The organism is Pantoea sp. Seng (genome assembly GCF_009829935.1).
GTDB classification, from domain to species: Bacteria; Pseudomonadota; Gammaproteobacteria; order Enterobacterales; family Enterobacteriaceae; genus Pantoea; species Pantoea communis.
Map to the genome: position 1 here is coordinate 81,877 of NZ_SZZV01000013.1, position 24,558 is coordinate 106,434.

The window sequence follows — 24,558 nt, forward strand, 5'->3', positions numbered from 1 at the left end:
AACGATGAGGCTTTGCCATGTTTGAATCACTTCAGCAACAACTTGAAGGCCAGGCCACTGCCGTGCTGCTGGTGGCGCAGGGTGATGAAATCCTGTTCAGTTACGGCGATGCTGCCCAACGTTACCCCTGCCACTCGATGCGCAAAAGCTTTCTTAGTGCGCTGATCGGCTGCGCAGTGGCAGAAGGCCGTTTTGATCTCTCCTTAACCTTGCAGACGCTGGGAATCGATGACCGTGAAGGACTGAGCGTCAGCGAGAAACAGGCCACGCTATACGATCTGTTGACCGCCCGTTCTGGCATTTATCATCCGGCGAACTATGAAACCGCCTGGATGCAGCGTATTAAACCCCCGCGCCACCTGCATGCGCCAGGCGAGAACTGGTGCTATAGCAACTGGGATTTTAATGTGCTGGGCAGTGCCTACCGTCAGCTCACGGGAGAGGAGATCAACCAGGCGTTTGCGCAGCGCATTGCCGACCCGCTGGGGATGCAGGATTATCGCGTTGATCAGGACAGTTGGCTGGAAACCGGAGAATTTTCTGATCACCCTGCCTATCCCTTTACGCTCTCAAGTCGCGACCTGCTGCGATTCGGCCAGCTCTTTCTGCAGCAGGGGCGCTGGGGCGATCGACAAATCATCCCGCAACAGTGGGTTCGCACCAGCACCTTGCCTGTTTCGCATGCGGGCGATCGCGGGGGCTACGGCTATATGTGGTGGATCACGCGCGATGGCGTGGCCTGGCCAGAGGTGATCCTGCCAGCGGGCAGTTACTCAGCGCGTGGTGCAGGCGGTCACTTCTGCCTGGTGATGCCGCAACAGAATAGGGTGATCGTGCATCGTGTTGACACCCGCACACCGGGGCAAGAGGTGAACCGTTTCCAGATTGGCTCGTTGTTGCACAGGCTGCTCACCGTATTGGACAGGGAGACATCATCATGACGCTCATCGAATCTCTGGCACAGTGGTGTGCCAATCCACCGCCCTTTACTCTTCGTGCTCGTGAACTGGCGATTGACGCCATCATTGATACCCTGGGTTGCATGGTAGCTGGCCGTAGCGACTTTTCTACCCAGGCGGTGCAGCAGGCATGGCCTCAGATACCCCGTAGCCAGGCGCTCGATGCGTTGTTCAACGCCACGGCCGCTCACGCTATCGACTTTGACGACAACTTTGCACCGGGCATGAGTCACGCATCGGCCGTTTTGGTACCTGCACTGCTGGCCGTGGCGCAAAACAGCGACGGCGCATCGTTGATACACGCTTATTTAATTGGTCTGCAGGCACAAGCCTATATAGGCGAAGCCATCGGCTATCAGCACTACACTGCTGGCTGGCATGGTACATCCACCGTGGGTTGCATTGGCAGCGCGGCAGGTGTTGCTGCCCTGCTCGGCCAGGATGCAGCAGGGATTGCCCGTACGTTGAGCATTGCGGTAAGTCTGGCCAGTGGGGTCAAAGGCCAGTTTGGCACGCCTCTGAAACCGTTTCATGCCGGAATGGCGGCGCGCAATGCCGTTGAAGCCGCGACGCTGGCGCAAACCGGCATGCAAGGTCGTCTGGATATTCTTGAGTGCGCACAGGGTTTTGCGGAACTCTATGCCGGTCTGTTAAGCCAACCGTCGCTGCCCGGCGCTGAGCAGCATGTCATTGAACAAATCGGTGTGATGCCGAAAAAATATCCGTGCTGCGGGTCTACCCACCGCATTCTCGATGCAATTGCCGATATCCAGCAACAGCAAACATTGAAGATTGACGACATTGAAAGCGTGCACTGCCAGGTGGGGATCGCCAACTGGCGCAATCTTGCCTACCACCAGCCGCAGGATGAAATGCAAGCGCGCTTCTCAATGCAATATTGCGTTGCCATGATGCTCAGGAACGGCACGTTGAGCGTGCAGGACTTTACAGCCGCCAGCGTAAAACAACAGGCAGATGTACAACTGTTGGCGATGATTACCCTCGCGCCATGGACAGCGGAACAGGAGGCTGAAGACAGAAACTTGCCGCATATCCTCACTTTGCGTTTCAGGAATGGTCAGGAAATTGTCCACGCCAGATTGCGGGCGCGTGGTGCGTTAGACGAACCTTTCAGCACCGACGATCGCCAGGCAAAGTTCTTAGATTGTTGTGCAGCGCTACCCCAGGCAGAATTGCTTTATCAGCGCCTAAAGGAATTAGCGCAGCAAGCTGATTTAACGTTTATACGTCAGCTTATGGTTTAACCCTGACAGTATGGGTAGCAGCCATCGTTGGATGGATCCCGTTCATCGCAGGAGAATACGCTTCGGGAGCAGCGGTGAATCGGATCGGTAGAACAACACCGAATCACCGCTAAATTTATAAGCTCGGAAAATATTTTCACTTCTTTGGCAATATTCACATCGCTCATTCGTCTACCTCAGTACGAGCCAATATCGGCTACTGTAATGAGGAATAACAACAATGAGAGATTTCGATATGCGCAGACAACACCGCCGTGACCACCATTTTGGTGGTCATCGCATGATGAAACCGCTGTTGCTCGGCGTGGTGATCATCGCGGCACTCGGGCTGCTGGTGATGTCGCTGTGGAATGCCGTGCTGCCAGCCATCATCGGCGTGAAGGCGATTGGGTTCTGGCAGGCGATCGGGCTACTGGTATTGTGCCGCATACTGTTTGGTGGCTTAGGTTTCCGCCCCGGCATGTTCGGTATGGCACGTCGTCGCATGCACGAACGCTGGATGCAGATGACCCCAGAACAGCGCGAAGAGTTTATGCAACACCGCCGTGAACGTTCGCACCGTGGACGCCGCGATCGCTGTGACTGGCATGGCCGTCGCGATGATGCGCGCTCACCCTCCGACGAGGCTCCCGCTAAATCGTCAGACGCAGAGTAAACGCCATGGCGCAGGATTCTCTGCTGATGTCCGCGTTGAACGCCTGTCGGGCAAAATTGAGCGCATTTATTCGCGGCCGCTCCTCGATCCGTGAAGATGCCGACGATATCCTGCAGGAAGTGACCTACAAGCTCATGCAGGTTGAGCAACCGGTGGAAAATGTCGCGGCCTGGTTATTCCGTGCCGCACGCAATGAGATGACCGACCGGGCACGAAAAAAGCGTGAACTGCCACTATCCGCTCTCTTAGACGGCGATAATGAAGCGGATTTCCCTGAAGATGAGCTGGCTGAAACGCTATTTGGCGTGCCGGAAACACCGGAAGATGAATATCTCAAAGCGCTGTTATGGGAAGAACTGGAGGAAGCCTTAGCGGAACTGCCACTCGCTCAGCGCGAAGTGTTCGAAAAAACAGAGTTGTTGGGTTACAGCTACAACGACCTGTCTGAAGAGAGCGGCGTCAGCGTCCAGGCGCTGTTATCACGCAAACACAAAGCGGTGCTTTCCCTGCGTACGCGATTGCGCAGTCTTTATGATGAGCTTACCGCTGAGTAATGAAAACATGGCGTTTTACTGACTGAATCGTAAAAAGAATGGCTGCTACTTACCGTAAATAGCAGCCTATATTTCCAGTTACCACCAGACAGCTTCTTCCCTTGGTTGCACAATGTTCACGGCTTGTCCGATGACCGGTAAAGACAATTTAATTTTTTGCTCACGCGCCAGCTCCGCTATTTGTATCAGGGGGTCATTCCAGTGATGAAAAGCAAGATCGAAGGCCGCGTTATGAATGGGCATTAACCATTTTCCCTTTAAATCCTGAAACGCCCGGATGGTATCCCCTGGCATCATGTGAATATCCGCCCACCGGCTGTCATAAGCCCCATTCTCCAGGCAGGCAACATCAAATGGACCGTATTTATTGCCGATTTCTTTAAAGCCTGGGAAATAGCCGGAGTCACCGCCAAAAAATAAACGAAACTCATCGGTGATGATGCTCCATGAACACCACAAACGTTTATTGCCGTCAAACAAACCACGTCCGGAAAAGTGCTGCGACGGTGTGGCGACAAAATGCACCTCGCCCACCTCCGTAGATTGCCACCAATCCAGTTGGGTGATCTTCTCCTCAGCCACTCCCCACTTCGCCAGCAAATCGCCGACGCCCAGCGGAGCGAGGAAATAGCGAACACGATCTTTCAACTGCATGATCGTCTGGTAATCCAGATGATCATAATGGTCATGGGATAAAATAATGCCCTCAATAGGCGGTAAATCGCTCAGCTCGATGGGTGCAGCCTGAAAACGCTTTGGCCCGAGCCACTGAAAAGGAGACGCTCGCAGGTTAAATACCGGGTCAGTAAGCCAATACTTACCTTTCAATTTGAGCAGCAGCGATGAATGCCCCAGTCGAAACACACTGTTGTCGGCTGCCATGGCGAGCGCCTCGGACGTGATGGGCTGCACAGGTAATTGCTGCTGAGGTACCGTTTCTTTTGGCTTGTTGAACGCCAAATCCCAGAACATCTTCATATATTCGCTGAATTTCAACGGCTGCCGGGGAGCAGCATTGGTGAAACGCTTGCCATCGAACTGTGCGGATTGCGGATAACCCTTGATGGCACTGCGGGAGATGCCTGAACAATTCAACATTGATCTTTTCCTGACCGGATACGATGGCTCACAATACCGTGTTTTAGTGAACCCTATATGGCATAACGGGCGGTCTGGTCATGAAATTCAACCTTCAGATGACTTTTCATTTCATGAGCGCTAAAGTCACTCTTTTGTTTGATTTTTCGAGGGAAAATGAAACCTTTATTTGTATACGGCACCTTGCAACCAGGTCATTCAAATGCGCATATTCTGGACAGTATCGGTGGAGAGTGGCTGCCCGGAACGGTCAACGGCATCTTCTATGAACGCGGCTGGGGCGCGGCAGCGGATTTTCCCGGCATTGTGCTGGACAACAATGCGGGCCTTGTCAAAGGCTCACTCTTCTTCTCAGAGCATCTGACCGCGCACTGGACAATGCTGGATGAGTTCGAGGAGGGTTATGATCGTGTTGATGTTGAAGTCACCACCCTCGAAGGAGAGAAAATCACAGCGTGGATTTATCAGTTACAGCCGCCACAGGCCTAATCTGCCCTGCTCTTTTCCAGCCTAAGCAAGCGCAACGCCCACGATACCTTGCGAAATGAGAATACATCTGGCTTCTGCGGCATAGGTATTCTCTGCGGTATGGGTTGCAGCACGCTCGCACTTAATAAGCCAGGCTAGAATGAATGCAAACCGCATCAAGGAGCATTCAGATGAGCAAACTCTGCACCGCCTGCAGTACTTCTTATGAAGATGATCCAGGCATCTCACATTGCAAAATTTGCGAAGACGAGCGGCAGTTTGTGCCTGTCAAAGGGCAGCAATGGCTGGAATTCTCGGCTCTGCGTGCCACACATCAAAATAAATGGCAGCAGCATCTAAAGGGATTATTCAGCCTGCAAACTGTCCCGAGTTTCGCCATCAACCAACGTGCTTTTTTACTGCAAAGCGCGCAGGGGAATATTCTCTGGGACTGCATTGCGAATCTGGATGACGCCACGGAATCATTGATACACGCACTCGGCGGTATTGATGCCATTGCCATTTCTCATCCCCATTACTACAGCACCATGCAAGACTGGGCTGCGGCAGTTAATGCACCCATCTATTTGCATGAGGATGATCGGGAATGGATTATGCGCCAGAGCTCGCATATTCATCTCTGGCAAGGTGACGAATTGGATTTACTGCCCGATGTCACGATATTACGCCTGGGTGGGCATTTTAAAGGAGGCTGTGTACTGCACTGGTCGCAACATGATGGCGTGCTGTTGAGTGGTGATGTTGTGCAAGTGACACCCGGTGCAAATTCCGTGTCATTTATGTGGAGCTATCCCAACATGTTGCCGCTTTCTGCAGCTACGGTGAATACGCTCATTCACCGACTGGATAAGGTCACCTTCTCGCAGATTTATGGCGCTTTTGCCGGTCGGGAAATGACACAGCAGGCACAATCCATTGTCAGACAGGCAGCTGAACGTTATATCCGCTGCCTGCAATAATTAACCTGCCAGCCCGGTATTCACCCGTTTACCGATTTCTTTCAGCTGAGAATACTTTTCCAGCAAGGACGGGCCATCATCAAGGCTCATGGCAAACATCCATAAATAGGTCATGACCGAATAAATATGGCCTGCGCTCATACCGCCTTTTAACGCCATCACGCTGATCGTGATGCCAAACAGCAGTGCGGAGGCAATACCAATCGACAAATAGCCAATCGCTTCGCGGTCAGACAAGCGAATCCGCACTTGCGCCAGAAAGTGATAATGGCGATTAAGCTTCTGTTCGCCTGCGGTACTGACAAAACCCACTTCCCGCTCCAGTCGATCATTCATCCGCCCGATAAGCGATTCATTTTTTCGTGTGTAGCCCGGCAAGAATCCGGCAAACAGCAGCAAAACCGTTAAACACGCCAATCCGGCCCAGGGTTCAATGGTGAGTAACATCACCACGGCACCACACATCGAGGCCGCGGAGGTGATCAACATCGGAAGATGCGTTTCAAAAAAATCCACAAACTGGCGTGAAAGCGTCACCCTTGCCGCAATGGCGGAATGGCTGTGCGCCTCTTCACGCTGAGCGAGGATCACGGGCACTGCCAGACCGGCATAAATGCGTGCAAAAGTGCGGGTGTCCATGGTGCGGCGCGCTGCGCCAATCAACCACATAATCATCACTAAACCGGCATAAAACAGGCCGTGAAGTGCGTTGCCATGCATGATGGCGTTGATCGCGAAACCCGCCAGCAACGGGTAAAGCAGGTAAACCACATTTTCAGCGATCACCAGCATCATGGTTAGCAGTAATTTTTTCTTATTACGTTTCGCCAGCACTTTCAGTGTATTAAGGGCGCTGCGTGAGGCCCCGCTTGATATATTTTCAGGTATGATTTGCATTAGATTACGTTCAAATTGCCACTTTTGAGCGGTTGCTCAAAAATGGCAAAAGTGTATTTGAGCACTTGCTCAAAGTCAACGGCGGTGGTGATGAAAGAGACAACAGCAGAATTGCGTGAAAAGATTCTGGATACAGCGGTGGCACTGTTCATCGAAAAAGGTTTAGAGAATGTGAAAACCCGCGAACTGACGACACAGTTGGGGTTATCCCGTAGCCACATTTATCACTACTTTTCAGGCTGGGCGTCATTGAGTCTGGAGGCGTGCGCGCGCTTCGCACAAAAAGATCTTCAGGAATTTACGCAGCAAATTGGAATGCTGCCCTTCCATGAAAGACTGGAAGCCTTTATTGCCGATTATCTGCCGCTGGAACCGGATGCGGTATGGCAGCTTTACAGCTCACTTTGGCGAAAAGCCACTACGGAAGTCGACTATGCCGAACTGGCCACTCAGGTAACAAAGCAGTGGCATGCACTGATGACCGACATCATACGTGATGGGATAAATGCAGGTGTTTTTCGTCAGGCTGATGCAGAACAGGTAGCGCGTCAGCTCAGTGCTATGCTGAACGGCTATGCGGATTTACTCATTGTGGTGCAGGAAGCTGAAGCGCGGGAACAGGCAATCAGCGATCTGCATGCCTTTATTAAACTCGCGCTTTGAATAATAGAAATTTTTCGATTCAGGACGTGGTCACTGAACTGTCCGATTTGGCGACAAAATAGTTATCGTGTTTTTCAATCGTGACACCGCGTTCACGCCAGTATGCTGCCATATTGAAAAACGCATCACTGGTTAAATTGAAGCCAATAATAACTGAAGGGTGTTTACCGCTACTCAGAAACGAGTTTAACTGCTCCATATCCAACGCTTTAACAGACTCCATCATCTTCTCCCGATCTATAACAAGATAATCTGCTTCAACAGATTATCTTGTAATTCTCTTGATGCACAATGCAGTTATATTAATATTACAATCTGCAAAAAATCCGATGAAGGATTGCGGCCACCCGCTTTAAAACCCGCAGATTCTCTGATTAATGAGATCGATCTCAGCTCTGAAGAGTGCAATTTACCCTTAAAGCGAAACGTAAAACTGTGGTTTTTCTTGATGATTGCTTGCTGAATATATCAACAACGCACAACGTCACTCACCGATATTAATTATTATTTGCTATACATCGGTGCTTTTTAGACCGGACGAAATTTCGACGAACGAACCATTCACGGATGTACAGACGTCCAGACGTATATTATAGTCCGTCTCCTACGTTACTCAGGGACTCGTACTATGAACAAATTACTCGTTACCACCCTTCTCGCCGCTGCAGTTTCACTGCTGAGCGCCTGCGACAACAACAAAGACAATGCCATCAAAGTCGCCATTAACACCGGTCCTGACGAAGCGCTCTGGCAGACCGTTAAACAGGTCGCTCATGATAAATATCATCTGGATGTCGATGTGGTGGCATTTAACGATTATGTACAACCGAACGAAGCCCTGTTCAATAAAGATGTCGATGCCAACGCCTTCCAGAGCCTGCCTTATCTGGAGATGCAGTCGAAAGAGCGTGGCTATAAGTTCGCCGTGGTCACCAACACGTTTGTGTTCCCGATTGCCGGCTATTCCCGCAAGATCAAAGCGCTCGATGCACTGCCAGATGGCGCGACCATTACCATCTCTAACGAAGCAACCACTCTCGGTCGCAGCCTGTTGCTGTTGCAAGCTCAGGGACTGATCAAAGTGAAACCCGAAGCGGGCTTGCTGCCAACCACGCTGGATATCACGGATAATCCGAAGAAGCTTAAAATCGTTGAAGTCGATACCCCGCAACTGGCCCGCACTCTCGACGATCCGCAGGTGTATATCTCCATCATCAATAACAACTTTGCCGCGCTGGTTAACCTCTCCGCGTCGAAGGATGGCATGTTTATGGAAGGCAAAGCGTCGCCGTATGTGAATGCGATTGTGGCGCGCGAGGATAACAAAGACAGCGCAAATGTGCAGAAGCTGAAAGAGGCTTTCCAGTCGCAAGAAGTACTGGATAAAGCAAACGAGATTTACAAAGGCGACATTATCAAGGGTTGGTAATAGCCGCTAAAAAAGCCGCGCAACAGGCGTGTTGCGCGGCTTTTTATTACTTAAAATCCACTGCCATCAATTCAGCGATGGTTGAATCCTGTGTCGAGGTCACGCAGCGGTGCAGGTAATCAGTAAATTTCGAGGAGGGCGGCATGCCTAACTCCAGCAACTTCTCATTGCAGAACACCACGTTGAGTTTGGAGAAATGGCCGTAAAGATTCATGGCGCGCAATACAATCCGCTCATTGCACGGCCCAAATAACGACGCGAAGTTTTTCTTACTTTCGGCCAGTTCGCGATAATTCACTTTCTGATAACTCTCGCCCACGGGCACATTGCCTGAGGCTTTCGCCATCGCTTTATCAATCTCCGCGAAGGTGACACTGCTGTTGAGCCCCGCCGAAATGTGAATAATGCTTTTATCGACGTTTTCAGCGGTCAACAACAGCTCCAGCGCATCTGCACAATAATCCACAGGCACCACATCAATACGATCGTCCAGCTCACACATAAACTTACCCAATGTCAGTGCCATGCGGAACACCCAGAAAATACTCGGCGATGGCGTGCAGCCATGATCGGAATGGCCCACAACAATAGAGGGACGCGCAATAACCAGCGGCAGTTCGGGTAACATCTCGCTCATCATTTTTTCCACCGTGGCTTTACTCCAGGTGTACTCAACAATGTGCTGATCGCGCAGCGTATTCAGTTTGCTCTCGGTCACCAGGGTGTTAGCTTCCGGCGCACAAGACATTGCCGTTCCGACATGAATAAAGCGCTTAAGTCCGCTGACCTGATTCATACGACTGGCGAAGGTGAAAGTTCCTTCAACGTTAACTTTCCAGATGTAAGGATTCGCCCCAAACGAAGCCACAGCCGCACAGTTGAGCACATGTGTAACGCTATCCAGACGCGGGTCGGCAGTAAACCGCTCTGGTTCCGCGAGATCGCCAATAAGAATGTTATCTGTGGTCAGTGACTCCAACAGATTTTGTGCCACGCCAAATTTAGCCAGATTGGATTGCAACCGACTCAGTCCTTCGGTGGGTGAATCACCGCGCACCAGCAGTAACAGTCGATTATTCTCGCTTTTCTTCAATAAGTTAACCGTTACTGCTCCGCCTAAAAATCCGGTTGCGCCAGTAATTAAAATCGTATTCATAGTATTCAGCTATCAGTTGGTTTCTGGACGAAAACGGTCCATTGAGCGTGGCTTCGAATGTATGCCAGCGCAGATAAATGGCGGATAAATGCGATCTGCACAAGGTGAGGGAAAAAGCGGTCCAGTTAGCTTTCGTTTATCTCTGATAACCATCCGTCATTTTATTTCTCACCGTTCGTCTATTCTGAGATTAAAAAACCGCCGCGATATAAAAATGTCGTAAAAATTTCGCTGCCAGGCGTAAAAATGCAGGTCACAAAACCACCACCCGCTATTAACCGTTCGGGTAAACAGGTATGTTCGCCGTCATAGACACAGCCATCGCCGTTCCACGCTGATAAGAAACAGGAAATATATGAGTCAGACCGAGAAACAGTCTCTGCCTGCTGGCATGTTGGCCGCCGCAGGGATCGTGTTTGGTGATATCGGTACCAGCCCGCTTTACACCCTGAAAGAGTGCCTGTCGATCTTACCGGATGGATCAATCTCAACCACTGCCGTGATGGGTTTTCTGTCACTGATTTTCTGGGCGTTAACCCTGATCGTTACCCTGAAATATGTCTGCTTTGTCATGCGTGCCGACCATGATGGTGAAGGCGGTATTTTAACGCTGATGTCACTGGCGCGTCGTAACGTCGGTCCGAAGATTGGTCACATCATTATTCTGGCCGGTTTGACGGGTGGCGCCTTCTTTTACGGTGATGGCATCATCACGCCGGCGATTTCGGTGCTCTCCGCCATTGAAGGGATTGAGGTGGTATCACCCCAACTCGACAAATACGTGGTCCCACTGGCGGTACTCATACTCACGCTGTTGTTCTTCATCCAGAAACACGGTACGGAAAAAGTCAGTAAAGTATTTGGGCCGGTGATGTTTGTTTGGTTCGTCTCGATTGGTTTACTGGGTATTCGCGGGATTGCGCTCAACCCCACGGTCTTGCAGGCTCTGAATCCCAGCTACGCGCTGACCTTTTTGCTGACTCATGAAGCGCTCGCCTTTGCCGCGATGGGTATGGTGGTACTGGCCGTTACCGGTGCCGAGGCGCTGTATGCGGATATGGGACATCTCGGCAAAGCGCCGATCCGCCTGGCGTGGCTGGTGATTGCCATGCCTGCCCTGGTGCTCAATTACTTTGGCCAGGGTGCACTGGTGATTGCGGATGCGAAGACGATCAATAACCCGTTCTTCAACCTCGCGCCGGGCTGGGGGCAAATTCCCCTGATAGTGCTGTCAACGCTCGCCACGGTGATCGCAGCCCAGTCGGTGATTACCGGCGTTTACACCCTGACGCATCAAGCGATTCGTCAGGGGTTTCTGCCACCCATGCGTATTGTGTTCACCTCGCATACTGAATCTGGCCAAATCTACATTCCCGTGGTGAACTGGCTGCTGTTTGTTGCGGTAACGGTGATTGTGCTGGCATTCCGTCAGTCCTCGGCCCTCTCCTCCGCTTACGGTATCGTGGTGACCGGCACTATGGTGATCACCGCCTGTCTGGCCGGCGTGGTGGCGCTGCGTAACTGGAAATGGCCACTGCCGCTGGCGGGGATTTTCCTGCTATGTATGCTGAGCATTGACGTGCCGCTGTTTGCGGCGAACCTGATGAAACTGCTGTCAGGTGGTTGGGTTCCGGTACTGATGGCGCTGACCATGATGGGGTTGATGCTGATCTGGAGCACCGAGCGTAATCGGTTAATCAAAAAATTGAACAACGATCCGGAAAGCCTGCAGGCGCTGGTGAAATCACTGGAAACCAATCCGCCCAGTCGTGTACCGGGTACTGCCATCTTCCTGGCGCGTAAAGAGTTTGAGATTCCACAGGCGCTGCTGCATAACCTCAAGCATAACCGGGTGCTGCATAAGCGCGTGGTGTTGCTGAACATCCGCACGACAGATACGCCGCGCGTGCACAATCAGAAGCGCATCACCATCACCCAACTTTCGCCGTCCTTTTGGCAGGTAACCGCGGCATACGGCTGGCGAGAAGTCCCTTCAATGGCGGAGGTTTTACACCTGTGCGGACTGGAAGGTTTTGGCTGCACGCTGAATGAAGCGTCTTTCTTTACCTCACACGACACCCTGGTGATGAAAAAACGCCGCGGACTGGCAAGAATAAAAGGCGGCATCTTTCACTTCTGCCAACGCAATGCGCTGCGTGCGCATGAGCAATTTAATATTCCACCCAATCGCGTTATCGAACTGGGTGGACAACGCGAGTTTTAACAAAATGGGGCGTGCATGACGCCTCATTCAACTTATTGCCCTGCCACAAATGTAACCAGATGAAAGAATATTCCCGAAAGTTTAACGGAGTTGTGGCTGAACTTTTCTTAACAACTAATTAGCAATTAAAGCTAAAACGCATAACCTCAAAAGGTGTTTATTAAGCCTACCGGCACTCATTACCTGCCGTGCGCAACTGTCGGAATGTATAAAATCACCATCAACAATAAAATGCATAGCTTCGAAATCGGCTCAGCAGTTATTTTGAGGAGTAAGACCATGAAAGAACTTATTAATGACGTTATCTCTATTTTCACACCGCAAAATGTTAAACCCGTTTTAGTCCGTGCGGATTTGACCCATCGTGAATTATCATCGATTCATCCTGTGGGCTTTACTTCCGTGAGCTGGGCCACTTCGATGGAAGAACTGACTGATGCGATTGTGAAAAAAACGCTCGCTGCAGGGGCCGTGGGTTATCACATCACTGATGTTGAATCCCATGAGCCGGGCCACGATGGTCAGCATGTAATGGCGGCTACCGCAACCCTGTACCATATCAATAGCAAAGTGGCGTACGGCTAATGTTAACCCCCCTTCGCTGTTGCATTTAAGCCTGCAACTCTTGTGACAGGCTTTTATCTGCAAAGTATTCGGCGAGAAAATCAATAAACACTTTCATGCGCGGCGATTCCGATGTCCGTTGCGTATACACCGCCCAGATATTCGCCTGCTGATACCACTGCGGTAAAACATGGACCAATTCGCCCGTGCTGAGATAAGGCGTTACATCCCATGCCGAGCGGAGCGCAATCCCGTGTGACTTCAACGCCCAGTTTAAAATGACCTTGCCACTGTTTGACGAATAACGGCTATTCAGTCGGCACAATACCTGTTGCTTACCGTCAGTCAGCGCCCAATTGCCGAATGAATTGTTCTTTTCATTGATGATAAGGCAGCTGTGGTCAATTAATTCATCCAGCGAATTGACCGCCCCAGCGCGCGCTAAATATTCAGGGGATGCGCAAAGAATACGCCGATTAACGGCCAGTTTACGCGCGATGTAAGAGTGATTCAGATTATCGCCAACCTGTATATCCACATCGGTGCCGGATTGCATCAAATCAATCTCACGATCGCTTAAAATGAGTTTGATATTTAAAGATGGATGCTGAGAAATAAAGGCTGAAATGGCATCAGATAAATACGCCTGACCAAATCCCAGCGAACAGCCAACGGTCAACTCACCGGTTAATTCGCCGCGCCACTGCTGAAAATTATTCAGAAACGCATCCATTTCCTGTACCACTAGCAGCGCCCCCTCCAGCGCTTTCTCACCTTCTGGCGTCAGGCGCATCACCCGATTGGTGCGGAAGAAAAGCCGGGTGTCGAGCTGTTTCTCAAGAATGGCGATACGTTTGCTGATATACGATGGAGACTGGCCCAGCTCCACGGCAGCGCGACCAAAACCACCATGACGCGCCACGCTGATAAACACATAGAGGTCTTCGACAGAGGGCCAGCCCTGTAGCGGTTTCTGAACGTTTTTCCCGGCAAGCAAGAGCTTCATACTATTACGCAGTTAGCCAACATCGAGCGGTTATAACACAGAATCGAGAAAGCCCTGAAGCTGTGCTAAAAATACCGCCGGGACTTCTTCCTGTGGGGAATGCCCACAAGGCAGTGCCTTACCCTGCACATTAATGGCCTTCTCCTGCCAGGTTTCAACCACATCGTATAGCTGACCGACCGTGCCCTTTTCCCCCCACAGCAATTGAAGCGGACAAACGATGCGTTTGTCGCTGTCCTCTGCATCGTGCTCTAAATCCAACGTGGCGGCCGCGCGGTAATCTTCGCAGACGGCGTGGATCATCTCGGGTTGCTGATAGCAGCGCAAATAATCATTGAATACCGCTTCTGAAGTCGCCCCCGCTGTCTTGAGCTGACCGTCAATATGTTTTCGCAGGAAGAAGGCCGGATCGTGGCCGATCATCGTCTCCGGCAGTGGGTAAGGCTGGATAAGAAAGAACCACCAAAAATAGCGCGTAGCAAACGCCTTATCGGTCTGCGCATACATGGTGGCAGTCGGGGCGATATCGACGAAAGTGCCGCAAGCCACTTTCTCCGGATGGTCAAGCGCCAGACGATGTCCAACCCGGGCACCGCGATCGTGTCCGACAAACGCGACACGCGAAAGACCCAGTGCATCAATCAACTGGCTGATATCTTCAGCCATGGCGCGTTTTGAATAGGCCAGATGGCGTTCGTCGCTGGCGGGTTTGTCGCTGTCGTCGTAGCCGCGCAGATCAGGCAGGATCACCTGGTATTTTTGCGCCAGCTGCGGAGCGATTTTACGCCACGCCAGATGATTTTGTGGATGCCCGTGCAGCATCAGCAACGGCGGTCCTTCGCCCCCGATTGCCACGCGTAGTGTGATACCGTTGCTCAGCGTGACCGCTTTCAAGGCAAATCCGTCGATAAACGGCGATGCGCCGCAATCCTTGATATCACTCATGCTGTTGGTCCTTTAACCCGCTGCAGCCAGGGGCGCTGAGCAAAGTGCCGATGTTCAAACTGCGTAATGTCAGTCTCGTATTGGAGCGTCCAGTCTACCGCGCTGCCGCCACCCATTAACATCTCACGTTTGAGCGCGCTGACCTCAAAATGCAACACCTGCTGATTGAAGGTGAGGGTCTTATCTTCCAGAGAAACCGTAATCTGGTTGTGTTCTGCATCAGCGGTAGCAGCGCTGAGCTGCTGATACGCCTCCTCACTTAGCGTTAGCGTCAATACGCCGTTGCGCTGGCAGTTATCGTCAAAGATGCCGGCAAAACTGGTGCCGATGATGGCGCGAATGCCCAGCTGATTGAGTCCCCACACCGCATGTTCGCGACTGGAACCACAGCCAAAGTTGGGTCCTACCAGCAAGAATGCCGCGTTCTTTCCGGCAGGCTGGTTGAGGATAAACGCGGGATTCGCACTGCCGTCGGGCAAAAATCGCAGGTCAAAGAACACGCCCCGATCCAAACCCTGGCGATCGATGCCTTTCAGAAACTGCTTTGGCATGATCACATCCGTATCAATGTTGGCCGCCGGTAAATGGGCAATGCGTCCGGTCATGCTGTGAAAAGCGTCCATATTAAACCTCTACTGTCGTGAAGTTGCGTACATCGACCAGATGACCGGCCACCGCAGCGGCGGCGACCATCGCCGGGCTCATTAAATGGGTTCGTGCTCCTGCACCCTGGCGGCCCGCAAAATTGCGGTTGGTTCCTGAAGCACAGCGATCGCCGGGTTCCAGGACATCTTCATTCATTGCCAGGCACATTGAGCACCCCGACTGCCGCCACTCAAAACCTGCATTGATAAAAATGTCGGCTAAGCCTTCAGCCTCTGCTTGCTGACGCACCTGTGTGGAGCCTGGCACGATGATCCCGCGCACGTGTCGGGCGATTTTGCGCTCGCCAATCACCGCTGCTGCAGCGCGCAAATCTTCGATTCTGCCGTTGGTACAGGAGCCAATAAACGCATGGGTGATGGCGATGTCAGACAGGCGCATGCCAGGTTCCAGCCCCATATATTTCAGTGCGGCTTGTATTGCCTGCTGTTTAATCAAATCGGGTTCGTATTGCGGATCAGGTACACAGCCGCCAATAGCACAGGTCTGATCCGGGCTGATGCCCCAGGTCACTTTAGGTTCAAGGTCGCTGCAATCCAGCTCAATCGCACGGTCGAATTTGGCCCCGTCATCACTGCGCAAAGTCATCCATTCGGCCTTTGCCTGCTCCCACAATGCACCCGTTGGCATTTGCGGTTTGCCCTGGATGTAGGCGAATACCTTCTCATCTGGCGCAATAATCGCTCCGCGTGCACCGGCCTCGACAGCCATATTGCACAGCGTCATGCGCCCTTCCATACTCAGCGCGTCAATCGCCGGGCCGTCAAACTCGATGGCATAACCGGTTGCCCCTGAGGCGCCAATATCTTCAATCAACGCCAGAATGATGTCTTTAGCCGAACAGCCATAAGGCAGCTCACCCGTTACCGTGACGCGCATGGTTTTCAGCGTGCGATAAATCAGAGTTTGCGTAGCGAGAAGATGTTCAATTTCTGACGTTCCGATGCCGAAACCCAACGCACCAAATGCGCCATAGGTGGTGGTGTGGCTGTCACCGGCGGCGATCACCATACCGGGCATGACCAGTCCCTGCTCATGCGCAACCACATGCTCGATGCCCTGGCGCGGGTCCATGACATCAAACAGTTCGATGCCAAAATGGGCGGCATTTTGACGGAAGTAATCCACCTGCAGCTGCCCGCCGGCATCGGTCATCGCATCGTCACGCTCAGGACGCGTGGGATTTACGTGATCGACATTGAGTAAGATAGTCGCCGGACGACGTACCGGGCGATGATGTTCACGCAGCCCGCTAAAGGCCTGCGGGCTGGTGTATTCGTTGAGTATTGATCGATCAATATAGAGCAACACATGCCCTTCATCGTCTAACTGACGTACCACATGCTGGTCGATCAGTTTTTCATACAGTGTTTTGTTAGCCATGCGATTGCCCACATAAAAGTATCAACAAGTCATTAGAGACTCTAGGGTAATACAGTTGTGGTTAAGACTATGAACACAGTACGTGAAGTGATGGTTTATGAAGTGTGTTTAATGGGCGACCTCACAGCCGCCGATAGAAGTATGATGCTACTGCAAGCGTTCGAAGCGATAAGGTGCGGGATCGATAAGCGGCGTATGCCCGGTCACCAAATCTGCGGCTAACTGCCCGGCTGCGGGTGATGTACCGAAACCATGCCCTGAAAAGCCCGTCGCCAAAGTTAGCCCAGGTATCGAAGCCACTGGGCCAATCACCGGGTTCGAATCCGGGGTAACATCTATCACGCCAGCCCATGACTCCGCCATCTCCGCCTGCTGGAACACCGGCCACGCCGCGCGAAGGTTGCGCATCGCTTCCTGGTTCAGTGCCGGATTGGCAAGAGGGTCCAGCGTGCGGACCTGCTCAAAGGGTGAACGCCGATCGTTGCGCCAGCGACGTGCCAGTGCAAGATCCTTCACAAAGTATTTGCCCAGCGAAATCCGCAGGTTGTCACGCGCCTGCCGTAGCTGAGGCATATAACGTGTGCCGATCAATAGATGATCAAGCGTTATTGGCGCATCCAGCGCACCGCGTTGAGTGATGATAAAGCCACCGTCCTGGTGTTTTCGGAATGAGAAGTCAGGAGCGCCCACCGCTAAATTGGCCGGGCCTTCCAGCGGTTTAGTGCGCATCACCGAACAAATCAGCGGCAGCGTCGGCAGATTAATACCGTGATTGCCAAGGAAACGACGCGACCAGGCACCTGCCGCCAGCAACACCTGGTCACAACGAATCTCACCGCGTTCGGTCATCACACCACTGACCTTGCCGTTGCTGGTGACCAGGCCACGCACCGCACAGTGATCCATGATAATCGCCCCCCTGGCGATGGCGGCATTCGCCATCGCGCTGGCCGCCAGCGTGGGTTCGGCTCGCCCGTCGGAAGCAGTATAAATCCCGCCTGCCCATTTCTCCGCACCGCCTGGCACTTGTGCTGCAATTTGTGCGTGGCTGAGCAAGCGCGTATCCAGGCCAGCGGCACTAACCCCGCTTAACCATTTTTCATGCAGTGACATCTGCTGCTCGTTGCGTGCCACAAACATAATGCCAGCCTGACGATATCCCACGTCACTGCCAACCCGCGCGGCCATCCCCGCCCACAAGCGGTCAGCGGCCTGCGCCAGCGGGATATCCTCCAGCGCACGGCTGGTTTTACGGATCCAGCCGAGATTGCGGGAAGACTGTTCGCCCGCAATCCGCCCCTTTTCCAACACCACGACGGGAATATTGCGCTCCGCCAGCGTCAGTGCGGCGGTCAACCCTACAATCCCGCCGCCAATAACGACCACCGTGGTGGCATCCGGCAACGTTGGCGAAGGCGTAACCGGAGAAATAACAGGTGCCATAGCGCGTCTCCCACCCTTACAGGGCTACGGTAATTTCCTGAACCTGAGCGTTACCGGCCCCGCGATAGGCCGTAACTTCCAGTTCAACTTTATAAACGGTCGATCCCAGCGGCGGGCAAGTCACTGTCGAGGCGGGATTAATTCCGCGGAACTTCTCACCAATGATCGGCATCACTGCAGGTACATCCGCCGGATTCTGAATAAACACGCGCGAGCACACCACATCCTGTAATGAGGCATCGATGGCTGCCAGTGCGGCTTCGATATTGGCAAACACCTGCAAAGTCTGCTCGCGCAGGTCTTCGGGAATTTCTTTGGTTTGTGGGTTGCGACCGGCAGTGTTGGAGACATAAATCCAGTTATCCACGGCCACGATGCGCGAATAACTCGCCTGCTCTTCAAATTTCGAACCGGTTTTTACTTTAATGATATTGGTCATGATGTTTTCTCTATTAATGAATGATTTAGCTTAAAACCGGTGATTCCCACAGGTTGAGTTTGACGCCAATGCCTTTTTCCAGTGCGTTGCGATACAACACCGTGCCCCAGGCCACATCTTCCACCGGCATACCACCGACAGACATGATGATGATTTCGCTATCGTTTTGGCGGCCAGGCGCCTCGCCGGCGACAATTTTGCCAATATCTTCCAGCTGCTCCGCCTGCAGCTGCCCTTCAGCGACCATATCCATAAAGCGCACACCGATAATCGGCACGCAGCGATGCGCAGGCTTGGGAACTTCATCAAACCAGGCATGATAGAGTCCGGTGTTATCCAGCACCTTACGCACATCCGACTGCTCCATTCCTTCATCGATATTGCACAGCGCAGGCATGGCGAGGAACGCGCCAGCTTTCACCCATTCACGTTTAACCAGCGGATAAGTGGCGGGATCACCGACTTCACCTGAGCTGCAATAAGTGACAATGTCACTATCGCGCACTACCGCTTCCAGTGAGTCGACAATTTCTATCTGCTTAATTTGTGGATAGGTCTCCTGCACCCAGGTAATGAAGTTATCGAGGCTGCGCTGGCCGCGTCCTTTGACTTTGATGGTGTCGATGTGTGGGCAAACAGCAATAAATGCCGCAACAGCGGTTTTTCCCATCACGCCCGGTCCGAGCAAACCGATCACGCGAGAATCCTTTCGCGCCAGATGACGTGCGCCGACGCCCGGCACCGCCCCGGTGCGATACGCCGACAGCAGATTGGCTGACATATGCGCCAGCGGCGCGCCGGTATCCGCATCATTGAGGGTGAACATCAGAATCGAGCGCGGCAGCCCTTTCTCACGGTTGGCGATGTTGGAGCCATACCACTTGACCCCAGCCGTGCCGAAATTGCCGCCAAGGTAGGCAGGCATCGCCATCATGCGGCGATCGGCAGTGGGTTTTGGCATCGTCGGGAACGGCGAATTTTCCGGGAAGGTCACCATCGCGCCGTGTGAATCATTGTTGGATCCGGCCATGCGATAGTCGCCGTGATACAACAGGCCAAACATCTCTTCCATGGTATCGACACAGGCGGCCATATCGGTCACGCCCGCACGAATCATGTCTTGCTCCGACAGGTAAATAAAATCAATCCGGGTTGAATCACTCATAAGTCGCCTCATCAATCAGTCTTTTGGTCTATTTCCCGCCGTGGCGAGCGCTGCCATAACTAGCGATTTCACTGGCTAAAACCGTCTTAGGTGTCGATGGTCTTCGCTGGGTGAAATAGAAATAGCGCGTCAGTTGTCGAGCTGTATTGAATATTTGCGACATGACGAAATTCGTGCGTGGCACAGCCCTTGCATCACACAGACAGTAAATAGCCCGCAGCGGAGCCCGCCATGACACAATTGCCTCTCTATCGCCACAGTGGATTTCAACCCGAGCAGCCATGGTTTGTGCTGAACGCCGCGCAGCATTATTCGCTGATTGCGTCAGACAACCCGGCTATTTCCCATTTCTACAGTTTTGATGTGGCGCAGAGTGCCAGCATGACGCTGGCGATTCCCGACGGCTGCGTGGATATAGTGTTTGATTGCGATGCGCAGCGGCCTGCAGCACGCGTGTGTGGCACCACGCTGGAAGCGCGCGGTGCCGATATGCAGCATAACCACCACTATTTTGGTGTGCGCTTCGCACCGGGCATCATTCCTGATTTCCTCGATGTGATGGCAGAAGAGATTCCCGATCGTGAGTTTAATTTCCTCGATGTGGTGCCGGATGCACGGTTAGCCTTTGAACAGATCGTGCAGACGCGCGATTTTTCGCGGCAGATTGCTTTGTTCAACGCCAGTTTCACGCCGCGCCTGGTGCGCAAAGCTTCCGCCGTCACATCCTTGATCATCCACACCATGCGCCAGCAGAAAGGCAACATTCGCATTGATCAACTGGAAGCGCTGACCGGCTACACCTGCCGCACTATCCAGCGCCAGTTTCGCCAGGATACCGGGATGTCACCCAAGGCTTTTAGCCGCATTTTGCGCTGCCAGTCGGCGCTGGGCAGCATTCACTTACAGCAGGAAGTATCGTTTAGCGATCTGGCCTTTGATCTTGGATTTAGCGATCAGTCGCACTTCCTGCGCGAGTTTAAAAAGTTTGTCAGCACCACGCCCTGTGATTATCAGCGGCGTATTTCGCATGATGCCTATTTCCATCGTTTGCGTTTCCACTGAGCACTAAAAGGGTGCAGCGTTGCACTGTGACGCTGTCCGATTTTTTCTATCCGCCAGATGCTCAGCTGAGAAATGATGCCGCTATGTTACCGGCCTCAGGCGGCACAGATTGCCTGAGAACTTTCTCTTAGCGGTTGAGGGCTTTGGCGATGAATAAGGATTCCGGCTTACGCAAAAATACGTTGGGTTTGTTTTCTCTGGTCTTTTTTGTCGTCGCGGCAGCCTCGCCGCTGACAGGCGTGGTGGGCGGCTTGCCGGTGGCGATTATTTCTGGCAACGGCGGTGGCATTCCGGTGTTTTATATTCTCTCGTGTATTATTTTGATGTTATTCGCCGTGGGCTTTATTGCCATGAGCCGTCATGTCAATAATGCGGGGGCCTTTTATACCTATATCTCTAAAGGAATCGGCGAAAACTGGGGCGCTTCCGCGTCAGTATTAGCGTTAATGGCGTATATCTCTATTCAGATTGCCATCGTGGCAATGCTGGGATTCTTCACGCAGTTATTTATTGAAGAGCACTTTTCAGCCCATATTCCCTGGTGGGCATTGAGCATGCTATTTGTGCTGGTATGCTGGGTATTGAGCATTAAACGCGTCGAAGTCGGTGGAAAATTACTCGGCATATTAATGCTGGCGGAAGTGGCTATTGTGTTACTCACCGACGTGATGCTGTTAATCAAAAAAGTCGGTCCTTACAGCTTCCAATCGTTCGAGCCGTCGGTGTTTATGCAGGGCAACCTTGGCATCGCCTTTATTTTCACCATCGCCGCTTTTATCGGTTTTGAATCTACCGCCATATATGCGGAAGAGTGCCGTGCCCCACATAAAACTGTGCCGCGTGCCACAGTTTGTGCCTTGTTACTGATCACGGCATTTTTCTGTTTCACCAGTTGGTCACTGGTGCAGGCATACGGTTTTGATCAGATTGTCGCGATTGCCAGTAAAGATCCCGGCAACTTCGTGTTTAACATTACCCGGCAATACGTTGGACAGTGGGCTGTAGAAACCATGTCGGTATTGCTGATCACCAGTTTATTTGCAGCGGCGCTGGCGTTTCATAACAATATTTCACGGTATTTGTTTAGCATTAGCCGCGATGGTCTGATCTGGAAAGAGTTGTGCAAAACTCATCCCACTAACGGCACGCCACATAATGCCAGCCACGTTCACAGCGTGATCATGCTGATGCTACTGGCAGGTATGGGCAGCGCGGGATTGGACCCGATGGTGCACATCTTCGCTATCGGTTCTGCCGTCGCCACACTGTGTATTTTGATTTTACAACTGGGCGTTTCCGCTGCCGTGATACTGTTCTTCCGTCGGATGGAGAATAGCGAAAATCCATTCACCGTATTCTGGGCACCGTTACTGTCAATGGTGTGCATGAGCGTGACGATTATTTTGGTGGTTAATAATCTGCAATCCTTAAGCGGCAGTGATTCCAGCGTGGTGAAGATGATTCCCTGGTTCATTGCTGGCTGCGCCTTGATGGGATACGGTATGTCGCTGAAACGCAATTTTAAAGCTCGCGCTTAGTCATCGTCGTGGTGCGCAGCCATGCGCACCCAGTTAGCGAGTAAATATTTAACCTGGCGTTATGGTGTTTTATTTGACCTAAGTCGCGATGCTCGCTATAAAGAATAACCGCGCAGTACTCACGGATATATCTCCCTACCTTTCGCATTCATTGCTTAAATTCCCGCAATATTGGTTTTATGTAAGTTAAGTAATTAACACCAATACTTTATTAACTAAAAACAAGTTAATCTTTTCGTAACAATCTTTTAATTTGCAAACCGAAATTTTAACGTTCACCTGCAAAGTACAAAGATCAGGATCAGAATGACTCACTCTAAAAAAATCGTGTCTGCCCTTTCACTGGCAGCGCTGCTTGTTTCTTCAGTGGTCCACGCTGAAAACGCACCAGAAAAAACCGATGTTCTGTTGATTGGCGGCGGCGTCATGAGCGCCTCACTGGGAACCTGGCTACAGGAACTGCAACCAGGCTGGAAGCAACTGATGGTTGAGCGTCTGGATGGCGTCGCACTGGAATCGTCTAACGGCTGGAACAACGCCGGTACCGGTCACTCTGCGAACATGGAACTGAACTACACGCCAGAGCGTGCAGACGGTTCAATCGACGTGAGCAAGGCGCTGGAAATTAACGAAGCTTTCATGATTTCCCGTCAGTTCTGGACCTCTCAGGTACAGCGCGGCGTAATGCATGACCCGCGTTCATTCATCAACTCCACCCCACACATGAGCTTTGTCTGGGGCGATAAAAACGTTGAGTATCTGACTAAGCGTTACGATGCACTGCAGAAAACCACCCTGTTCCAGGGCATGAAGTTCTCAACCGATCACAAGCAGATTGAGCAGTGGGCTCCGCTGGTGATGGAAGGTCGCGATCCTAATCAGAAGGTGGCAGCCACCTGGACGCCAGTCGGTACTGACGTTAACTACGGTGAAATCACCCGTCAGTTGATTGGCAGCCTGAAGAAAGATCAGAACTTCAAATTAGAAACCTCTTCAGAAGTTACTGATTTCAAACGTAACAGCGATAATTCATGGCACGTCACCATCAAAGATGTGAAGAGCGGTGAGAACCGTTCGGTTGACGCGAAATATGTGTTTATCGGTGCAGGCGGCGCGGCCATCAAACTGCTGCAGAAAACCGGTATTCCTGAAGCGGATAACTACGGCGGCTTCCCGGTCGGGGGTTCGTTCCTGATGACTGAGAATCCAGAAGTGACCAGCCGTCACCTGGAAAAAGTCTACGGCCAGGCTTCAGTCGGTGCGCCACCGATGTCTGTTCCACACATCGATGCCCGTAATCTGGACGGTAAACGCGTAGTGCTGTTTGGGCCGTTCGCGACCTTCTCCACCAAATACCTGAAAAATGGCTCACTGTTCGATCTGTTAAGCGCTACCACCACCAGCAACATCATGCCGATGACTCACGTGGGTATCGATAACTTTGACCTGGTGAAGTACCTGATTGGTCAGGTGATGCTGAACGACGACGATCGTTTTGCCGCGCTGAAAGAGTACTACCCGAACGCACGTAAAGAAGACTGGAAACTGATCCAGGCGGGTCAACGCGTACAGATCATCAAGAAAGATGCGGATAAAGGCGGCGTGCTGAAACTCGGCACCGAAATCGTGACCGATCAGCAGAAAACCGTGGCGGCCCTGTTGGGTGCATCACCAGGTGCTTCAACTGCTGCGCCAATCACCCTCGACGTGATGAAGAAGTTGTTCCCGGAGCAGTTCGCTTCTCCTGAGTGGCAAGAGAAGATCCGCGGCATCATTCCAAGCTTCGGCCAGAAACTGAACGGTAACACCGCACTGACTCAGCAGGTCTGGGACAACACCGCAGCCACGCTGCAGTTGACTAAACCACCGGTCATCAACATGGGTGATCAGTCCGTTGCCCCTACGCAGGCTAAGCCTCGTGCAGAATCCGCTAAGCAGGATATGGCGCTGTAATTCTCCTTCGCGCTAATGAAGAAAGCCGGACAATGTCCGGCTTTTTTGT

24 protein-coding genes are annotated in these 24,558 nt (G+C 52.2%); 13 read left to right on the top strand and 11 right to left on the bottom strand.

Annotated features, from left to right (window positions below):
• Window positions 1–17: 17 nt before the first annotated feature.
• The 4 genes from FD737_RS14810 (at window position 18) to FD737_RS14825 (ending at window position 3,433) form a co-directional block, all read left to right on the top strand.
• Complete coding sequence (locus FD737_RS14810; RefSeq protein WP_160833861.1) at window positions 18–941, top strand: serine hydrolase; 924 nt, start codon at window positions 18–20, stop codon at window positions 939–941.
• Window positions 938–2,224, top strand: a complete 1,287-nt coding sequence (locus tag FD737_RS14815; RefSeq protein WP_160833862.1) for an MmgE/PrpD family protein — start codon at window positions 938–940, stop codon at window positions 2,222–2,224. Before FD737_RS14810 ends, FD737_RS14815 begins: the two co-directional genes overlap by 4 nt.
• A 220-nt stretch (window positions 2,225–2,444) precedes the next feature.
• Complete coding sequence (locus FD737_RS14820; protein ID WP_034823957.1) at window positions 2,445–2,879, top strand: hypothetical protein; 435 nt, start codon at window positions 2,445–2,447, stop codon at window positions 2,877–2,879.
• A gap of 5 nt (window positions 2,880–2,884) precedes the next feature.
• The gene (locus tag FD737_RS14825) at window positions 2,885–3,433 is read left to right on the top strand and encodes an RNA polymerase sigma factor (protein ID WP_160833863.1); all 549 of its coding nucleotides are present in this window, start codon (window positions 2,885–2,887) and stop codon (window positions 3,431–3,433) included.
• A 78-nt stretch (window positions 3,434–3,511) separates the two neighbouring features.
• On the opposite strand, the gene FD737_RS14830 is transcribed toward FD737_RS14825, so the two are convergent.
• The gene (locus FD737_RS14830; RefSeq protein ID WP_160833864.1) at window positions 3,512–4,531 is read right to left on the bottom strand and encodes an MBL fold metallo-hydrolase; all 1,020 of its coding nucleotides are present in this window, start codon (window positions 4,529–4,531) and stop codon (window positions 3,512–3,514) included.
• 156 nt (window positions 4,532–4,687) lie between these two features.
• Between FD737_RS14830 and FD737_RS14835 the strand changes: the two genes are divergently transcribed.
• Both FD737_RS14835 and FD737_RS14840 read left to right on the top strand, forming a co-directional pair.
• The gene (locus tag FD737_RS14835; RefSeq protein WP_034823962.1) at window positions 4,688–5,020 is read left to right on the top strand and encodes a gamma-glutamylcyclotransferase family protein; all 333 of its coding nucleotides are present in this window, start codon (window positions 4,688–4,690) and stop codon (window positions 5,018–5,020) included.
• A gap of 170 nt (window positions 5,021–5,190) precedes the next feature.
• Complete coding sequence (locus tag FD737_RS14840) at window positions 5,191–5,979, top strand: MBL fold metallo-hydrolase (RefSeq protein ID WP_160833865.1); 789 nt, start codon at window positions 5,191–5,193, stop codon at window positions 5,977–5,979.
• On the opposite strand, the gene FD737_RS14845 is transcribed toward FD737_RS14840, so the two are convergent.
• Complete coding sequence (locus tag FD737_RS14845) at window positions 5,980–6,876, bottom strand: ABC transporter six-transmembrane domain-containing protein (RefSeq protein ID WP_097119168.1); 897 nt, start codon at window positions 6,874–6,876, stop codon at window positions 5,980–5,982.
• A 90-nt stretch (window positions 6,877–6,966) separates the two neighbouring features.
• Between FD737_RS14845 and FD737_RS14850 the strand changes: the two genes are divergently transcribed.
• A complete protein-coding gene (locus FD737_RS14850) occupies window positions 6,967–7,539 on the top strand; it encodes a TetR/AcrR family transcriptional regulator (RefSeq protein WP_034823968.1) in 573 nt (190 codons plus the stop codon).
• A gap of 19 nt (window positions 7,540–7,558) precedes the next feature.
• Here the strand turns inward: FD737_RS14850 and FD737_RS14855 are convergent, their stop codons facing one another.
• A complete protein-coding gene (locus tag FD737_RS14855) occupies window positions 7,559–7,762 on the bottom strand; it encodes a hypothetical protein (protein WP_034823970.1) in 204 nt (67 codons plus the stop codon).
• 405 nt (window positions 7,763–8,167) lie between these two features.
• On the opposite strand from FD737_RS14855, the gene FD737_RS14860 reads away from it, so the two are divergent.
• Complete coding sequence (locus tag FD737_RS14860; protein WP_160833866.1) at window positions 8,168–8,968, top strand: MetQ/NlpA family ABC transporter substrate-binding protein; 801 nt, start codon at window positions 8,168–8,170, stop codon at window positions 8,966–8,968.
• Between the two features lie 46 nt (window positions 8,969–9,014).
• Here FD737_RS14860 and FD737_RS14865 read toward each other — a convergent pair whose 3' ends face one another.
• A complete protein-coding gene (locus FD737_RS14865; protein ID WP_160833867.1) occupies window positions 9,015–10,124 on the bottom strand; it encodes an SDR family oxidoreductase in 1,110 nt (369 codons plus the stop codon).
• Window positions 10,125–10,479: 355 nt separating this feature from the next.
• Here FD737_RS14865 and kup point away from each other — a divergent pair, with 355 nt between their 5' ends.
• Window positions 10,480–12,348: a low affinity potassium transporter Kup gene (kup, locus tag FD737_RS14870; protein WP_160833868.1), complete on the top strand. Its 1,869-nt coding sequence runs from the start codon at window positions 10,480–10,482 to the stop codon at window positions 12,346–12,348.
• 279 nt (window positions 12,349–12,627) lie between these two features.
• Window positions 12,628–12,933, top strand: coding sequence for a DUF1471 domain-containing protein (locus tag FD737_RS14875; RefSeq protein ID WP_045815559.1), 306 nt, complete (start codon window positions 12,628–12,630; stop codon window positions 12,931–12,933).
• Between the two features lie 25 nt (window positions 12,934–12,958).
• Here FD737_RS14875 and FD737_RS14880 read toward each other — a convergent pair whose 3' ends face one another.
• The 7 genes from FD737_RS14880 to FD737_RS14910 all read right to left on the bottom strand — a co-directional run bounded on the left by FD737_RS14880 (window position 12,959) and on the right by FD737_RS14910 (window position 19,956).
• A complete protein-coding gene (locus FD737_RS14880; RefSeq protein WP_160833869.1) occupies window positions 12,959–13,918 on the bottom strand; it encodes a LysR family transcriptional regulator in 960 nt (319 codons plus the stop codon).
• Window positions 13,919–13,948: 30 nt separating this feature from the next.
• Entirely contained in the window at window positions 13,949–14,863 is a 915-nt protein-coding gene (locus FD737_RS14885) for an alpha/beta fold hydrolase (protein WP_160833870.1), read from the bottom strand.
• Window positions 14,860–15,486, bottom strand: a complete 627-nt coding sequence (gene leuD, locus FD737_RS14890; protein ID WP_160833871.1) for a 3-isopropylmalate dehydratase small subunit — start codon at window positions 15,484–15,486, stop codon at window positions 14,860–14,862. Before leuD ends, FD737_RS14885 begins: the two co-directional genes overlap by 4 nt.
• Window position 15,487: 1 nt before the next feature.
• On the bottom strand, window positions 15,488–16,909 hold the full coding sequence (gene leuC / locus FD737_RS14895) for a 3-isopropylmalate dehydratase large subunit (RefSeq protein ID WP_097119159.1): 1,422 nt from the start codon (window positions 16,907–16,909) through the stop codon (window positions 15,488–15,490).
• 147 nt (window positions 16,910–17,056) lie between these two features.
• Window positions 17,057–18,352, bottom strand: a complete 1,296-nt coding sequence (locus FD737_RS14900) for an FAD-binding oxidoreductase (protein WP_160833872.1) — start codon at window positions 18,350–18,352, stop codon at window positions 17,057–17,059.
• A 16-nt stretch (window positions 18,353–18,368) separates the two neighbouring features.
• Window positions 18,369–18,791: a RidA family protein gene (locus FD737_RS14905; RefSeq protein ID WP_160833873.1), complete on the bottom strand. Its 423-nt coding sequence runs from the start codon at window positions 18,789–18,791 to the stop codon at window positions 18,369–18,371.
• Between the two features lie 25 nt (window positions 18,792–18,816).
• A complete protein-coding gene (locus FD737_RS14910) occupies window positions 18,817–19,956 on the bottom strand; it encodes a tyramine oxidase subunit B (protein ID WP_160833874.1) in 1,140 nt (379 codons plus the stop codon).
• 231 nt (window positions 19,957–20,187) lie between these two features.
• Here FD737_RS14910 and FD737_RS14915 point away from each other — a divergent pair, with 231 nt between their 5' ends.
• The 3 genes from FD737_RS14915 (at window position 20,188) to mqo (ending at window position 24,509) form a co-directional block, all read left to right on the top strand.
• On the top strand, window positions 20,188–21,018 hold the full coding sequence (locus FD737_RS14915; protein WP_034823993.1) for a helix-turn-helix domain-containing protein: 831 nt from the start codon (window positions 20,188–20,190) through the stop codon (window positions 21,016–21,018).
• A 149-nt stretch (window positions 21,019–21,167) separates the two neighbouring features.
• Window positions 21,168–22,556, top strand: a complete 1,389-nt coding sequence (locus FD737_RS14920; protein ID WP_097119155.1) for an APC family permease — start codon at window positions 21,168–21,170, stop codon at window positions 22,554–22,556.
• Window positions 22,557–22,862: 306 nt separating this feature from the next.
• On the top strand, window positions 22,863–24,509 hold the full coding sequence (gene mqo / locus FD737_RS14925) for a malate dehydrogenase (quinone) (protein ID WP_034823997.1): 1,647 nt from the start codon (window positions 22,863–22,865) through the stop codon (window positions 24,507–24,509).
• Window positions 24,510–24,558 lie beyond the last annotated feature (49 nt).

What these genes read in the sequence shown, in the direction of transcription:
- FD737_RS14810 (WP_160833861.1), top strand. Translation starts at nt 18, where the DNA reads ATGTTTGAATCACTTCAGCAACAACTTGAAGGCCAGGCCACTGCCGTG.
- FD737_RS14815 (WP_160833862.1), top strand. Translation starts at nt 938, where the DNA reads ATGACGCTCATCGAATCTCTGGCACAGTGGTGTGCCAATCCACCGCCC.
- FD737_RS14820 (WP_034823957.1), top strand. Translation starts at nt 2,445, where the DNA reads ATGAGAGATTTCGATATGCGCAGACAACACCGCCGTGACCACCATTTT.
- FD737_RS14825 (WP_160833863.1), top strand. Translation starts at nt 2,885, where the DNA reads ATGGCGCAGGATTCTCTGCTGATGTCCGCGTTGAACGCCTGTCGGGCA.
- FD737_RS14830 (WP_160833864.1), bottom strand. Translation starts at nt 4,531, where the DNA reads ATGTTGAATTGTTCAGGCATCTCCCGCAGTGCCATCAAGGGTTATCCG.
- FD737_RS14835 (WP_034823962.1), top strand. Translation starts at nt 4,688, where the DNA reads ATGAAACCTTTATTTGTATACGGCACCTTGCAACCAGGTCATTCAAAT.
- FD737_RS14840 (WP_160833865.1), top strand. Translation starts at nt 5,191, where the DNA reads ATGAGCAAACTCTGCACCGCCTGCAGTACTTCTTATGAAGATGATCCA.
- FD737_RS14845 (WP_097119168.1), bottom strand. Translation starts at nt 6,876, where the DNA reads ATGCAAATCATACCTGAAAATATATCAAGCGGGGCCTCACGCAGCGCC.
- FD737_RS14850 (WP_034823968.1), top strand. Translation starts at nt 6,967, where the DNA reads ATGAAAGAGACAACAGCAGAATTGCGTGAAAAGATTCTGGATACAGCG.
- FD737_RS14855 (WP_034823970.1), bottom strand. Translation starts at nt 7,762, where the DNA reads ATGGAGTCTGTTAAAGCGTTGGATATGGAGCAGTTAAACTCGTTTCTG.
- FD737_RS14860 (WP_160833866.1), top strand. Translation starts at nt 8,168, where the DNA reads ATGAACAAATTACTCGTTACCACCCTTCTCGCCGCTGCAGTTTCACTG.
- FD737_RS14865 (WP_160833867.1), bottom strand. Translation starts at nt 10,124, where the DNA reads ATGAATACGATTTTAATTACTGGCGCAACCGGATTTTTAGGCGGAGCA.
- kup (WP_160833868.1), top strand. Translation starts at nt 10,480, where the DNA reads ATGAGTCAGACCGAGAAACAGTCTCTGCCTGCTGGCATGTTGGCCGCC.
- FD737_RS14875 (WP_045815559.1), top strand. Translation starts at nt 12,628, where the DNA reads ATGAAAGAACTTATTAATGACGTTATCTCTATTTTCACACCGCAAAAT.
- FD737_RS14880 (WP_160833869.1), bottom strand. Translation starts at nt 13,918, where the DNA reads ATGAAGCTCTTGCTTGCCGGGAAAAACGTTCAGAAACCGCTACAGGGC.
- FD737_RS14885 (WP_160833870.1), bottom strand. Translation starts at nt 14,863, where the DNA reads ATGAGTGATATCAAGGATTGCGGCGCATCGCCGTTTATCGACGGATTT.
- leuD (WP_160833871.1), bottom strand. Translation starts at nt 15,486, where the DNA reads ATGGACGCTTTTCACAGCATGACCGGACGCATTGCCCATTTACCGGCG.
- leuC (WP_097119159.1), bottom strand. Translation starts at nt 16,909, where the DNA reads ATGGCTAACAAAACACTGTATGAAAAACTGATCGACCAGCATGTGGTA.
- FD737_RS14900 (WP_160833872.1), bottom strand. Translation starts at nt 18,352, where the DNA reads ATGGCACCTGTTATTTCTCCGGTTACGCCTTCGCCAACGTTGCCGGAT.
- FD737_RS14905 (WP_160833873.1), bottom strand. Translation starts at nt 18,791, where the DNA reads ATGACCAATATCATTAAAGTAAAAACCGGTTCGAAATTTGAAGAGCAG.
- FD737_RS14910 (WP_160833874.1), bottom strand. Translation starts at nt 19,956, where the DNA reads ATGAGTGATTCAACCCGGATTGATTTTATTTACCTGTCGGAGCAAGAC.
- FD737_RS14915 (WP_034823993.1), top strand. Translation starts at nt 20,188, where the DNA reads ATGACACAATTGCCTCTCTATCGCCACAGTGGATTTCAACCCGAGCAG.
- FD737_RS14920 (WP_097119155.1), top strand. Translation starts at nt 21,168, where the DNA reads ATGAATAAGGATTCCGGCTTACGCAAAAATACGTTGGGTTTGTTTTCT.
- mqo (WP_034823997.1), top strand. Translation starts at nt 22,863, where the DNA reads ATGACTCACTCTAAAAAAATCGTGTCTGCCCTTTCACTGGCAGCGCTG.